This window comes from Clostridium sp. AM22-11AC (genome assembly GCF_003473545.1).
In the GTDB taxonomy this organism is placed as follows: Bacteria; Bacillota; Clostridia; order Lachnospirales; family Lachnospiraceae; genus Enterocloster.
Genome location: NZ_QUCM01000003.1, coordinates 1,472 through 16,054, shown reverse-complemented (window position 1 = coordinate 16,054; position 14,583 = coordinate 1,472). Strand labels below are relative to the sequence as shown.

Here is a 14,583-nt window from a genome sequence, read left to right as displayed (position 1 = left end):
AAAAATAGCACCGGGCAAGCCGCCTTCGCATAATATGTTAGTAAGAACATGCGGGGTGGCTTTTTTTGAAGACTTTTCCGAAACCACTATCCCACGGAGAAGAAAAGCTGTACCTGAAACGCTGCAAAGAAGGCGACCAGACCGCCAGAAATATGCTGATCGAACATAACATGCGCCTGGTGGCTCATGTGGTAAAAAAATATCAATGTCAGGACTATGATACAGAAGATCTCCTTTCTGCGGGAACCATCGGACTGATCAAGGCAGTAAATACATTTGATGTAGATAAAGGTTCCAGACTGGCTACTTATGCGGCCAGATGTGTGGAAAATGAGATTCTCATGCTCCTTCGGGCAGGAAAAAAGCGGGCAAAAGAAGTATCTTTATTTGAACCGATCGGCACAGATAAAGATGGGGAAACAGTCAGCCTGGTGGATGTGATCGAAATGGAAAATCCAAAGACCATTGATCAGCTGATCCTGGATCAGGATATAAAAGAACTGTATCAGGCCTTTGACCAGAAACTTACGGAAAATGAAAAACAGGTCATCTCCATGCGCTATGGACTGTTTAAGGGAAAAGAGCACACCCAGCGGGAAGTAGCAGGAGTTTTAGGCATTTCCAGGTCCTATGTAAGCCGGATCGAAAAAAAGGCAATTGGGAAATTGAGGGAAGAATTTGAAAAAATCCAATAAAAACACATAAAAAAGAGAAAAAATATGCATTGTTATTATTGAGGTTTCAGGCTATACTATTACAAAAGGACAAAATTTGTTCCTGGGAAGAAAGAGATAAGAAACGAGGAGGATAATACGATGGCTATTTTAGTAACCGGAGGTGCCGGATATATAGGCAGTCATACCTGTGTGGAGTTGTTAAATGCAGGATATGATGTAGTAGTAGCAGATAATCTTTATAACTCCAGCAAAAAGGCAGTGGACAGAGTAGAACAGATCACAGGAAAGAAACTGAAATTCTATGAAGTTGATCTTTTAGACCAGCCAAAAGTAAAAGAAATTTTTGATAAAGAAGAGATCGAGGCAGTGATCCATTTTGCAGGCTTAAAGGCAGTTGGGGAATCTGTACATAAACCTCTTGAATATTATAACAACAATATTACCGGAACTTTGATCCTCTGTGATGAAATGAGAAAACACGGAGTTAAAAATATTGTATTCAGTTCTTCTGCAACTGTTTACGGTGATCCGGCACAGATCCCGATCACAGAAAAGTGCCCGAAGGGAGAGATCACCAATCCTTACGGACGCACCAAGGGAATGTTAGAGCAGATCCTTACTGACCTGCATACAGCAGATCCTGAATGGAATGTAATGCTGCTGCGTTACTTTAACCCAATCGGCGCTCATGAAAGCGGACTGATCGGTGAAGATCCTAAGGGTATTCCAAACAACCTGGTACCTTATATCGCACAGGTTGCCATTGGAAAACTGGATCATTTGAATGTATTCGGAAATGATTATGATACTCCGGACGGAACCGGTGTAAGAGATTATATCCATGTAGTAGACCTGGCAAAGGGTCATGTAAAAGCCATGAAGAAGCTGGAAGCAAAAGAAGGTGTCAGCATCTACAACCTGGGAACCGGTGTTGGATACAGCGTTTTAGATGTACTCCATGCCTATGAAAAGGCTTGCGGAAAGACCTTAAAATATGAGATCCAGCCTCGCAGAGACGGAGATATCGCTACCTGCTATTCTGACTGTACAAAGGCAAAGGAAGAACTTGGCTGGGTAGCAGAAAAGGGAATTGAAGAAATGTGTGCAGATTCCTGGAGATGGCAGAGTATGAATCCAAACGGCTACAGAGATTAGTTTTAAGCATTCATAGATCGTAGCACTTTATATGGCAGTACAGAGAAACTTTTCTGTGCTGCTATATTTTTACCTAAAAGCAGGAACAAATGTTCGGTTTTTCCATTGCATTTCTCTGACCCATGTGATAAAATAAGAAAACAAACAAATGTTCGGGCGGTGATGAGAAGTTGATCATACAGGAAAATCTTACAATACAGGAAAAACTGAAAATACTGACAGATGCGGCAAAATATGACGTGGCATGTACATCCAGTGGTGTACAGCGCCGTGGAAAGAAAGGTCATCTGGGAAATTCTTCTGAGGCAGGTATCTGTCACAGTTTCGCAGCAGACGGACGCTGTATTTCCCTGCTGAAGATCCTTTTTACCAATCAGTGTATTTATGACTGTAAATACTGTGTAAACCGCTGTACCAATGATACAGTGCGTACTGCATTTACTCCAGATGAAGTCTGCCAGCTGACGATGGAATTTTACAGAAGAAATTATATTGAAGGACTGTTTTTAAGTTCCGGTATCCTTTCTACTGCAGATCATACCATGGAGCTGATCTATGAGACCCTTTATAAGCTGCGCAATATTTACTGTTTTAATGGATATATCCACGTAAAATCCATTCCCGGAGCTTCCAGGGAACTGGTAGAGAAAACCGGATTTCTGGCAGACCGTATGAGTATCAATCTGGAACTGCCTACAGCTGCAGGATTAAGAGAACTGGCACCTGGAAAAACAAGGGAAAAGATACTTGCACCTATGCGTCAGGTACAGCAGGGGATTGCTTTGTCCGGACGTCTGTTAGGGTATGACAGGGGATACAGGAAAATGTTCCCTTCTGACAGGGCTGGTTTTGCAGGAGGAGCATCTCTGATACAGCCTGAATTAACAGGGAAAGATCTTCTTATGCCTTTTGGCAAAGCAGACAGTCCGGCACTGGCATTAAAAGAGCGCCATTATGGGACAAAAGCCTTTGTGCCTGCAGGACAGAGTACACAGATGATCGTAGGCGCTACACCGGAAAATGATTTTCAGATGCTTTCCGTGACACAGGCCCTTTATCACAATTTTGGACTAAAGCGTGTTTTTTATTCTGCCTATGTTCCGGTTAATGAAGACAGCCATCTGCCGTCTCTTCCGGGGGGACCGCCCCTTTTGAGGGAGCACAGGCTTTATCAGGCTGACTGGCTTTTACGTTTTTACGGATTTAAGGCAGAGGAACTTCTTTCCGAGAAGAAACCGAATTTTAACCTGTTACTGGATCCAAAATGCGACTGGGCGCTGCAAAATCTGAAAGAGTTCCCGGTAGAAGTAAACAAAGCTTCTTATGAACAGCTTCTTCGCGTGCCGGGAGTGGGCGTAAAATCAGCCAGACGGATCATTGCTGCCAGAAAACAGGGAAAACTGGATTTTGATGGCTTAAAACGGATCGGTGTGGTTTTAAAAAGAGCCCGTTATTTTATCACCTGTTCCGGGAAAATGGAAGTCTCCTGCAGCCTGGATGAAGATCATATAACCAGTGCCCTTATAGGAGATGAAAGACGGAAGATATGGGACATTGAAAACAGGAACAGCTACAGGCAGCTTTCCCTGTTTGATGATATGCATCTGGAAGAAGAGAAAAACTCTCTTTTAAAGGATCAGCTGGTAAAGGAAGCAGCGGGAAGTGCTGCCTTTGGACAGTTATGAGAAAATACAGGAGAAACGAACATGACGATCTTTTTGTGCGAACCTGGTTATACAGGGATCTTAAGTGGTATCTATGATGCGGGAATCAGTAAGATACCACAGGATGAACTGCGGCTGGAGATAAAAAACAGTGGGCAAAATGTAGAGCTTTTTGCTGTATACAGGGAATGCAGTCCATCAGAAGAAAAAGGGAAAAAGGTATTGGAGACAGTACGTCAGCGATTGAATTCCCATATTCAGGAGCAGTTATATGTGGCCAGTCTCAGCGAGGATGTTTTGCGGGCGGATAAAATGTACCGGTATCTGAAAGTGCTGTTTTTGCGGGGGGCATCGGCCGCAGACCAGCTGCAGATCCCTGCAGTCCATGAGATATTTAAGCTGTGTCGCAGTGTGTATAATGAAAAACATCAGTTTATTGAATTTTTGCGGTTTTCGCAGATGGAGGGAGGCTTTCTTGCCGGAAAGATACAGCCGAAAAATGATGTGTTAGAACTGATCGCACCTTATTTTGCAGACCGGCTGGGAGAAGAAAACTGGCTGATCTGTGATATAGGAAGAAAAAAGGCAGTAATACATGAAAGAGGGAGAAAATGGCTTTTGGCTGAACTTTCATCTGATGAGATGGAACGCCTGCAAAGGGAAGGAACAGAGGAAAACTGGGTCAAACTTTGGAAGACTTTTTTTACAGCGATCGCTATTGAAGAGAGAAAAAATCCAAACTGCCAGAGAAATCACCTGCCTTTACGGTTCAGGGATCTTATGACGGAGTTTCAGTGATAAATTTGTTGCAGATTTGTTGCAGTTCGTAAAAATAGGCTTGCAATTTCTTCTTTTGTTGGATACACTGGTGATGTCACCCTCAGGTGATATATACGTCTGGTATCTTTAATTATTCTAAAGTATCTATTATTTTTACTTTTACTAATTCTATTTTAATCCCAAAATAAACAGGGAAGGGCAGGGGAAAGTGTATCCATTTGTCGAAAAAACAAAAGAAGGGAGCGTTGCGCATGTTTACACAGATAAGCAGTGCCGGGATCCGGGGAATGGAAGGATTTCTGGTATCTGTAGAAGCAGATGTATCCAATGGACTGCCTGGGTTTTCTATTTCCGGGCAGCTGGCACTGGAAGTAAGAGAGGCTCAGGAACGGGTGAGGACGGCGCTGAAAAATTCAGATTTTCAGCTTCCGGCAAAGAAAATAACGGTAAATCTGTCACCGGCCGGAAGACGAAAGGAGGGAACAGTCTTTGATCTTCCTATTGCAGCCGCTGTTTTAGGGGCGTTTGAACTGTTATCAGCAGAAAAACTAAAAGATGCCCTGCTGATCGGGGAGCTAGGATTAGACGGCAGTGTCAAACCTGTAAGGGGTGTGCTGGTCCTGGTATCGGCTGCAAAAAAGATGGGATTTAGGCGGTGCCTTTTACCGGTGGCGAATGTATCAGAGGGAACTCTGGTAGAAGGGATACAGATCATAGGGATACAGTCCCTTCGTCATTTACAGGAAGTTTTATCACAGGATAACTGGGAAGATATGGATCTGGAAATATCTGGGAATATAAACAGACGGACTTTTAAACCAGAGTATCTATTTGATTTTAAAGAAATATGTGGTCAGAGTGTTTTGCGCCGGGCTGCAGAAGTAGCAGCAGCCGGAAGACATGGGCTTTTGATGTGCGGAAGCGCAGGAACAGGAAAATCCATGGTGGCAAAGCGTATTCCTACGATCCTGCCAGCTCTTTCCTGGGAAGAAAATATAGAAATATCAAAGATTTACAGTCTTTGCGGATTACTTCCCAAGGGACAGCCATTGCTTTCCCAAAGACCTTTCCGCTGTCCACATCATACGATTTCACCCCAGGGCCTTACAGGCGGCGGAAAAGTGCCTAAACCAGGGGAATTATCCCTTGCTTCCGGAGGTGTGCTGTTTTTAGATGAACTGCCTCATTTCAGCAAAGGGGCCATAGAGGCTTTAAGAGAACCTTTGGAAGATCACCGTATTACAGTAAGCCGTGTAGCAGGAAGCTACGAATTCCCGGCAGACTTTCTGATCCTTGGAGCCATGAATCCCTGTCCCTGCGGGTTCTTTCCAGACAGAAGCAGGTGCAGTTGTACACCGATGCAGATACAAAATTATTTAAACCGGCTTTCAAGACCGATCTTAGAACGCTTTGATATCTGTGTGGAAGCAGCGCCGGTTTCATTTTTGGAATTGGAAGACCAGACCATGGCAAATGAAGACTCCGCTACGATCCGCAGCCGGGTGGAAAAGGCAGTGAAGATACAAAATTATCGCTTCCAGGGAACGGATATCCACAGCAACAGCCGCATGGGCCAGAAGGAGATCCAGCGTTTTTGTCAGTTAAAAGAAGCAGAGCGCCGGTTTGCAAGAAAAGTATATGAGGCAAGGGGGATAAGTGCCAGAGGATACCACAGGGTATTAAAAACAGCCAGGACCATTGCAGATCTGGCAGGAGAAGAATGGATACAGAAAGAACATTTATCAGAAGCCTTTGGCTATCGTGCATTGGAGGAACGGATATGGGGGCAGAAGCATTAGAAAAAGTATCTTTGTACTGGCTTTGTCATCTGCCGGAAGCAGGGGCTTTGCAGATACGTCGGATCGGAGAGCTGGCAGGCAGTTTCAGAGAAGCATATTATATAGAAGGAACACAATTATGGAAAAAAGGAATTTTAAAAAAAGAAGAAAATGCCTATCGTTTTGATAACTGGAAAAGAGAATTTTCCAGACTGGAAGAGGAATATTACAGGCTAAGTGAAAAGGGGATCCGTTTTATTACACCTTTAGATGCAGACTATCCTAAAAGACTGTATTCTGTATACGACTATCCCATGGGGCTTTATATAAAAGGAGAACTTCCCGCAGAGGACAGGGCTACAGCGGCTGTGATCGGGGCCAGAAACTGTACTGCCTATGGAAGAGAGACTGCTGACTATATGGGACGGGAACTGGCAGCTGCCGGTGTGCAGGTCATCAGCGGTATGGCACTGGGAATTGACGGCGCAGGTCATGAGGGTGCTTTAGCTGGGGGAGGTAAGACTTATGCAGTCCTTGGCTGTGGTGTAGATCAGTGCTATCCCAGAAGTAACTATGAACTGTATGAGAGCATTCCTTTTCATGGAGGACTGATCTCAGAGTACAGTTTAAAAACTCCTCCTGTTCCCAGAAACTTTCCTGTTCGCAACCGGATCATCAGTGGATTGTCAGATGTTATTCTGGTGATAGAAGCAAAAGAAAAAAGTGGATCCCTTATTACTGCTCAGGCAGGTTTAGAGCAGGGAAAGGAGATCTATGCACTTCCGGGACGGATCACAGACGCTTTAAGTACAGGCTGTAATCAGTTGATCTCAGAAGGGGCCCAGGTCCTTTTTTCGCCGGAAACGGTACTGGAAAATCTGGGAATTTTTGTAAAAGAAAAAGAAAAGCTTTCTGAAAAAAAGCAGAAGGGACTTGCAAAGAAAGAAAAAATGGTGTATAGTTGCTTGGATTTCGAACCGCGTCATATAGAGGAAATAGCATTGAGGACAGGATTGTCAGTAAGTCAGTCCATGGATGCACTTTTGGAATTAGAACTGGGTGGATATGCTGTGAGGACAGCAGGACTTTATTATACAAAAAGATTATTTTAAAGGACTGTCACGGTTTCCGGATGCATATCTGTCTAATAGGACACTCCCGTGAAAGCTTCCGGGAGGATTTGATGATTGGGGATATGGCGCATAAATATAGGAACAGGAATAAGGAGTTTACAATGGCGAATCATCTGGTAATCGTAGAGTCACCTGCAAAAGTGAAGACTATAAAAAAATTTTTGGGAAGCAATTATGAAGTAGATGCATCCGGCGGTCATGTAAGAGACCTTCCAAAGAGCCAGCTGGGCTTTGATCCGGAACACGACTATGAACCAAAATATATTACGATCAGAGGAAAGGGAGATGTGCTTGCAAAGCTTCGCAAAGAAGTAAAAAAGGCAGATAAGATCTATCTGGCAACGGACCCTGACCGTGAGGGAGAGGCAATCTCCTGGCATCTGATGAAAGCCCTGAAACTGGATGAGCTTAAAAATAAACAGGTATATCGTATCAGTTTTAATGAAATCACAAAAAATGCTGTAAAAGCGTCTTTAAAGTCTCCAAGAGATCTGGATATCAATCTGGTCAATGCACAGCAGACCAGACGTATGTTAGACCGTATGGTTGGTTACCGTATCAGTCCGCTTCTCTGGGCAAAAGTAAAAAGAGGTTTAAGTGCAGGCCGTGTCCAGTCTGTAGCCCTTCGTATGATCTGTGACAGAGAAGATGAGATCAATGCATTTATCCCGGAGGAATACTGGAATCTGGATGCTATGTTAAATGTAGCAGGAAGCAAAAAGCCTCTGGATGCCAAGTACTACGGCCTGGCAAATGAGGAAGGCGCAAAGGGAAGCAAGTCTGCGATCCACAGTAAAGAAGAACTGGATGTGATCTTAAAAGATTTGGAAGGTGTCAGCTATGTGGCAGACGAGGTAAAGAAGGGAGAGCGTATCAAAAAGGCGCCCATCCCATTTACAACCAGTACCTTACAGCAGGAAGCTTCCAAGGCATTAAACTTCTCTACCCAGAAGACCATGCGTATTGCCCAGCAGCTGTATGAAGGTGTTGAGGTAAAGGGTCATGGAACCATCGGTCTGATCACCTATCTGCGTACAGATTCTACCCGTGTAGCAGATGAGGCAGATGCAGCAGCACGTTCTTTTGTGAAAGAACATTATGGCGAAAATTACGCAGCAGCAGGAGAAGCTTCTGCAAAGAATACAGGAAAGATCCAGGATGCACATGAAGCCATCCGTCCTACTGACATTACACTGACACCGGTTATGGTAAAGGAGTCTCTTCCAAGAGATCTTTTCCGTCTGTATCAGCTGATCTGGAAGCGTTTTACAGCCAGCCGTATGGCTCCTGCTGTATATGAGACTACTTCTGTAAAGATCCGTGCCGGAAAACATATGTTTACAACTTCTGCATCCCGTCTTTCCTTTGACGGTTTCATGTCTGTTTATGTAGCTTCTGATGATGAAGAAGAGAAAAAACAGGTGATCGGAGCCATTGAAAGCGGAATGGAGTTAAAACTGGCAGATCTTCAGCCAAGCCAGCACTTTACACAGCCACCTGCACATTATACAGAGGCATCTTTAGTAAAGGCAATGGAAGAGCAGGGGATCGGACGTCCAAGTACCTATGCACCTACGATCACTACCATTATTGCAAGACGTTATGTGGCAAAGGAAAATAAAAACCTTTATGTAACAGAACTGGGAGAGGTCGTAAACCGTATTATGAAAAAGTCCTTCCCAAGTATCGTGGACTTAAGTTTTACTGCAAACATGGAAACACTGTTAGACCGTGTTGCAGATGGTACAGTTGCATGGAAGACTATTATCCGTAACTTCTATCCGGATCTGGATGAGGCAGTAAATATTGCCCAGAAGGAACTGGAGTCTGTAAAGATCGAAGATGAGGTGACAGATGAGGTATGTGATCTGTGTGGCCGCAACATGGTAGTAAAATACGGTCCTCATGGAAAATTCCTTGCATGCCCCGGATTTCCGGAATGCAAAAACACAAAACCATATCTGGAAAAGATTGGTGTACCTTGTCCTAAATGCGGAAAAGAAGTAGTGCGCAAGAAGACCAAGAAAGGTCGTCTGTACTATGGCTGCGAGGCAAATCCGGACTGTGATTTTATGTCCTGGCAGAAGCCTTCCACTGAAAAGTGTCCGAAGTGCGGTTCTTATATGGTAGAGAAGGGAAATAAGCTTCTCTGTGCAAATGAAACCTGCGGATACCGTATGGATAAACCGGCGGAAGAGCAGAAATAAATTTTTTCTTCTTGTTTTCGGAAAAACATGAAATCTTCAAAAAACTATTGTTATTGGACAAAAATTGTGCTAAAATTCAATTATTAGTAAAGCATATTTGTGGAACGTACATTAGAGATAAGGAGGGTTTCAGTCATGAGCGTTCAGTTGTTGGACAAAACAAGAAAAATCAACAAGCTATTGCATAACAACAATTCCCATAAAGTTGTTTTCAATGACATCTGCAAAGTGTTAAGTGAAATTTTGTTATCCAATATCCTTGTTATCAGCAAGAAGGGCAAAGTACTTGGTGTAAGTATCTGGCCTGGGGTGGATGAGATTGAGGAGCTGATCGAAGATCAGGTGGGCGGTTATGTAGATAAAATGTTGAATGAACGTCTGCTCAGTGTATTGTCTACAAAGGAAAATGTAAACCTGGCAACTCTTGGATTTGCAGAAGAGAATGTTAAAAAATACCAGGCGATCATTACACCTATCGACATTGCAGGTGAGAGACTGGGAACATTATTTATTTACAAATCAGACAGCCAGTATGATATCGATGACATTATCTTAAGTGAATATGGTACTACAGTTGTAGGCCTGGAGATGATGCGTTCTGTAAATGAAGAGAATGCAGAAGAGACACGTAAGGTACAGATCGTTAAATCTGCTATCAGCACACTTTCTTTCTCTGAACTGGAAGCCATCATCCATATTTTTGAAGAACTGGATGGAAATGAGGGCATCCTGGTTGCAAGCAAGATTGCTGACCGTGTAGGGATTACCCGCTCCGTTATTGTCAATGCACTGCGCAAATTTGAAAGCGCAGGTGTTATTGAGTCACGTTCTTCCGGTATGAAGGGAACCTACATTAAGGTTCTGAATGACGTGGTATTTGACGAATTAAAGGCGATCAAGGCTTCTAATTCCAATTTGAAATAAGTTAAAAATATTTCAGATCAGTAAAAACAGAATAATCAGAATAAAATATAAGGATAGTTTGCAAAAAACACTTGCAGACTGTCCTTTTTTATGTTATAGTTACACAGTTGATAAAAAACACGTCTGTGGATTCTACGGAAAGGTGCCTGTAAAACAGGTCTTCCGGGAAGCATGAGAAGCAGGCGGATGCGACCGGTTTAAGCTCAATAAACCGGCTAAAAACCAAACGGAGGTAAAGAACATGAGCGTTATTTCAATGAAGCAGTTACTGGAAGCTGGTGTACACTTCGGTCACCAGACAAGAAGATGGAACCCTAAGATGGCTCCATACATCTACACAGAGAGAAATGGCATCTACATCATCGACTTACAGAAGTCTGTAGGTAAAGTAGATGAGGCTTACAAGGCTGTATCTGACATCGCAGCTGAGGGCGGAAACATTCTGTTCGTAGGTACCAAGAAGCAGGCTCAGGAAGCTATCAAGACTGAAGCAGAGCGTTGCGGTATGTACTATGTAAACGAGAGATGGTTAGGTGGTATGCTGACCAACTTCAAGACCATCCAGAGCCGTATTGCAAGACTGAAAGAGATCGAGGCTATGTCTCAGGACGGTACTTTCGATGTTCTTCCTAAGAAGGAAGTTATCGAGTTAAAGAAAGAATGGGATAAGTTAGAGAAGAACCTGGGCGGTATCAAGGATATGAAGAAGCTCCCAGACGCAATCTTCATCGTAGATCCTAAGAAAGAGCACATCTGCGTACAGGAAGCTCATACTCTGGGCATTCCGCTGATCGGTATCGTAGATACCAACTGTGATCCAGAAGAACTTGATTATGTGATCCCAGGCAACGATGACGCTATCAGAGCCGTTAAGCTGATCGTTTCCAAGATGGCTGACGCTGTTATCGAAGCAAAGCAGGGTGAAGTTTTAGAAGGCGCAATGGAGATCGAAGTTCCAGCTGATTTCGCAGCAGAGAGCACAGAAGCGTAATCAAAAAACTTTAAATTAATATTTGGAGGATGACAAAATGGCAGTAACCGCAGCAATGGTAAAAGAGTTAAGAGAAACAACCGGTGCCGGAATGATGGACTGCAAGAAGGCTCTTGCAGCTACTGACGGTGATATGGAAAAGGCTGTAGAGTTCTTAAGAGAAAAAGGACTTGCAGGTGCAGCTAAGAAGGCTGGACGTATTGCAGCTGAGGGTATCGTTGATACTGCAATGTCCGCTGATGAGAAGACTGCTGTAGTAGTAGAAGTAAATGCTGAAACAGACTTCGTTGCTAAGAACGCTAAGTTCCAGGCATACGTAGCAGATGTAGCTGCTCAGGCACTGGCTTCTTCTGCAGCTGATATGGACAGCTTCATGGCTGAAAAGTGGGCAAAAGACACTACTCTGACTGTAAAAGAGGCTCTGTCTTCCCAGATCTCTATCATCGGTGAGAACATGAACATCCGCCGTTTTGAGAAAGTAACAGAAGAGAATGGTTTTGTTGCTTCCTACATCCATGCAGGCGGAAAGATCGGTGTTTTAGTTGACGTTGAAACTGATGTTATCAATGACGCTGTTAAGGAAATGGCTAGAAACGTAGCAATGCAGGCAGCTGCATTAAAGCCAACCTTTACAAACCGTGACGAAGTTAGCCCGGAATTCATCGAGCATGAGAAAGCAATCCTGATCGCTCAGATCCAGAACGATCCTAAGGAAGCTTCCAAGCCAGAGAAAGTTATCCAGGGCATGATTCAGGGACGTATTAACAAAGAATTAAAAGAATTCTGTCTGATGGATCAGGTTTACGTTAAGGCAGAAGATGGCAAGCAGAGCGTATCCCAGTACGTTGCTTCCGTAGCTAAGGCTAACAACGCAAACATCACAATCAAGAAGTTCGTTCGTTTCGAGACCGGCGAAGGCATGGAGAAAAAAGAAGAGAACTTTGCAGAAGAAGTTGCAAAGCAAATGGGTAAATAATCTGACAGTTGCATGAAACTTCTTTTAAAAATTGACATCATGGTATAGACTGATAATGAATGATATAAGTCCGAAAACTGCGCAGGAATGCGGGTTTCCGGACTTTTTCTTTGTTTATTCTATTGTTATATGTGTTATAGATTAAATATCACAAGTTAGCAGGGAATATTGCGGGTAAATATTTGAAATTGTGTATTGGTTGTGTAGAAGTTGTGTAGTGGTTTTGAAGGTGAGTTTTTCGATTTCTTCTCTTGTCACTGACCTGCTCTTGTTATTGTCTTCCATCTGTTACTGGAAGCCGGGGCACATGCCCCGGCCAGAACCTACCCGTTGATGAGTTCATGATCTGCAACATATTTCACCATGTAATCATCAATCAGGCGGTTTTGCTTTTGAAAAGCATACATGAGCGTCTTTTCGCAAACACGGTTGATCATTCTTGGGATACCGGTTGAAATGCGATAGATCTCATCAAGTGCTTTCTCAGTAAATATCGTTTGCGAACATCCTGCATACTCCAGATGGCTGTTTACGTACTGTTCTGTTTCACCGCCTGTACTTTGTATTCATGGTCATATTGTCTGTTTCCTGCCATTTTGTCCACTCTCCTTATCCTCTTGATTATATCTCAAATCCTTGAGAATGGGGTGTCATCTTTTTTTATACCACATCAGATTATATTTGGGAGTAAATCCGCACAAAAAGTAAGCGGACTGTTAAAGAAATATGAGATAAAAAAATGTCTGCTTGTTACAGGACATCACGTTGTCAGACATTCTATTACCCAAAATGTAATAAAAGCTCTTTCTGTTGAGGGTATTCACTGTGATGTATGCCTGCGGCTGCAACAGTATGTGGTGGAATAGATGCTTTAGCACATACAATAGAAATTCTTGTAGGAACTGCTAATAATGAATATACAAATCAGATTCTGTTTCTTTGCTTGAATAAAATATGGAGATGGCTGCCTGTCGCAGTAAAAGAACCTGAGAATCTGGAAGCAAGAGAACAAATGTCATGGGCTGCACACAATGCACTGGCGAATGGCGGAGTTCCAAATGGACATGCGGTTGCCCATGCAATTGGTTCTTTATATCATATTACACATGGAAATGCCTGTGCGATGGTGCTTCCTACAGTGGTTCGTCATTTTGCACTTTATGCTCAGAAAAATATTCAAAAAATGGCAGAAATCATGGGAATAAATGTTACCGGAGATGCACTAAAAGATGCTGATGCAGTTGCAAATGCAATTCATGTATTTTGTCAGGAACTTGGTTTGGATACATTGCAGAAAATATTTGCAGAAAAAGGATATTGCGATAATTGTCGGGAATTTACTGAAAAAATGCTTCCACTGGTTATGGATGATTTTAAATCACGGGAATAGATGCCTCCAATTCATACGGGGAACTATAAAGAAAAAATAGGAAAAATATGTGAAGCAATATATGCAGAAAAATAGTCAGGATGTATAAGTTAAAAAAATGAGAAAAAAGATTTTAGGAACAGACCTGAAAGTTTCCGCAATAGGACTTGGATGCATGGGAATGAACCATGCGTATGGTGCATCGGTAGATAAGACGGAAATGATAAATCTGATTGCACAGGCAGTGGATATAGTCTGCCCGGTAACAGCAATACAAAACCGCTATTCCATGATGGCGAGATGGCATGAAAAATTATTCCCGGTACTGGAAGAATTAAATATAGGATTTGTGGCGTTTTCACCACTGGCAAATGGATTTTTGTCTGGTAAATACAATGCACAATCTGTTTTTGAGAAAAATATAGACTACCGTTCAATTATGCCGCAATTCCAAAAAGATTCTTACGAGAAAAATCAGGAGTTTTTAGCGTGGATACAGGCATTTGCAGAAGAAAAGAATGCGACAGTTGCCCAGATTTCTCTGGCATGGTTGGTTGATAAAAAGCCATATCTTGTTCCGATTCCGGGGACAAGAAAACTGGAACGTTTGAAAGAAAATGCGGGTGCATCTGATATTTTATTGACACCAGAAGAAGTGAAAAAAACAGATGATATGCTTGAAAGAATTCCTATGTCGGAGGTGTTCGGCGGAACTAAGGTTACAAAGTAGAGGCTAATATTAGCAGCGTGAATCTTCTGCATCTACCCACATCTGTAAATTCCCATCAAGATATAATTTTACATATTCAAGTGGTTCATCGACAGCAAGAGACGTTAATGCACATTCTGATCCGGGAGTAGTTATTAAATTCTTTCAGCGAGAGTATGAGAAAATCTCTGTAAATAAGATTCTTCTATGATAATTAAGA

Annotated in this window: 12 protein-coding genes and 1 pseudogene; 12 read left to right on the top strand and 1 reads right to left on the bottom strand. The window is 42.8% G+C overall.

Annotated features, from left to right (window positions below; translation table 11 throughout):
• The first annotated feature begins 65 nt into the window (after positions 1–65).
• The 12 genes from sigK to DW251_RS03980 all read left to right on the top strand — a co-directional run bounded on the left by sigK (position 66) and on the right by DW251_RS03980 (position 14,384).
• Positions 66–695 (top strand): RNA polymerase sporulation sigma factor SigK, encoded by a 630-nt coding sequence (gene sigK / locus DW251_RS04040; RefSeq protein WP_021870684.1) that lies wholly within the window; start codon positions 66–68, stop codon positions 693–695.
• Between the two features lie 120 nt (positions 696–815).
• Positions 816–1,832: a UDP-glucose 4-epimerase GalE gene (galE, locus tag DW251_RS04035; protein WP_021870683.1), complete on the top strand. Its 1,017-nt coding sequence runs from the start codon at positions 816–818 to the stop codon at positions 1,830–1,832.
• A 170-nt stretch (positions 1,833–2,002) separates the two neighbouring features.
• Positions 2,003–3,517, top strand: coding sequence for a putative DNA modification/repair radical SAM protein (locus DW251_RS04030; protein ID WP_118300324.1), 1,515 nt, complete (start codon positions 2,003–2,005; stop codon positions 3,515–3,517).
• Between the two features lie 21 nt (positions 3,518–3,538).
• Positions 3,539–4,294, top strand: a complete 756-nt coding sequence (locus DW251_RS04025; protein WP_118300323.1) for a TIGR03915 family putative DNA repair protein — start codon at positions 3,539–3,541, stop codon at positions 4,292–4,294.
• A gap of 233 nt (positions 4,295–4,527) precedes the next feature.
• The gene (locus tag DW251_RS04020; protein WP_118300322.1) at positions 4,528–6,075 is read left to right on the top strand and encodes a YifB family Mg chelatase-like AAA ATPase; all 1,548 of its coding nucleotides are present in this window, start codon (positions 4,528–4,530) and stop codon (positions 6,073–6,075) included.
• Positions 6,057–7,166, top strand: a complete 1,110-nt coding sequence (dprA, locus tag DW251_RS04015; protein ID WP_118300321.1) for a DNA-processing protein DprA — start codon at positions 6,057–6,059, stop codon at positions 7,164–7,166. The genes DW251_RS04020 and dprA overlap by 19 nt, the downstream gene beginning before the upstream one ends.
• Positions 7,167–7,288: 122 nt before the next feature.
• Positions 7,289–9,394, top strand: a complete 2,106-nt coding sequence (gene topA, locus DW251_RS04010) for a type I DNA topoisomerase (protein WP_118300320.1) — start codon at positions 7,289–7,291, stop codon at positions 9,392–9,394.
• A gap of 135 nt (positions 9,395–9,529) precedes the next feature.
• Positions 9,530–10,318, top strand: a complete 789-nt coding sequence (gene codY, locus DW251_RS04005) for a GTP-sensing pleiotropic transcriptional regulator CodY (RefSeq protein ID WP_021870677.1) — start codon at positions 9,530–9,532, stop codon at positions 10,316–10,318.
• 241 nt (positions 10,319–10,559) lie between these two features.
• On the top strand, positions 10,560–11,309 hold the full coding sequence (gene rpsB, locus DW251_RS04000) for a 30S ribosomal protein S2 (protein WP_021870676.1): 750 nt from the start codon (positions 10,560–10,562) through the stop codon (positions 11,307–11,309).
• A 37-nt stretch (positions 11,310–11,346) separates the two neighbouring features.
• On the top strand, positions 11,347–12,285 hold the full coding sequence (gene tsf / locus DW251_RS03995) for a translation elongation factor Ts (protein ID WP_021870675.1): 939 nt from the start codon (positions 11,347–11,349) through the stop codon (positions 12,283–12,285).
• An 832-nt stretch (positions 12,286–13,117) separates the two neighbouring features.
• Entirely contained in the window at positions 13,118–13,675 is a 558-nt protein-coding gene (locus DW251_RS03985) for an iron-containing alcohol dehydrogenase (protein WP_118300318.1), read from the top strand.
• Positions 13,676–13,772: 97 nt separating this feature from the next.
• A complete protein-coding gene (locus tag DW251_RS03980; protein WP_118300317.1) occupies positions 13,773–14,384 on the top strand; it encodes an aldo/keto reductase in 612 nt (203 codons plus the stop codon).
• 9 nt (positions 14,385–14,393) lie between these two features.
• On the opposite strand, the pseudogene DW251_RS03975 reads toward DW251_RS03980, so the two are convergent.
• Positions 14,394–14,528: pseudogene (locus DW251_RS03975) on the bottom strand (toxin-antitoxin system protein); the annotation flags it as partial.
• Positions 14,529–14,583: the final 55 nt, after the last annotated feature.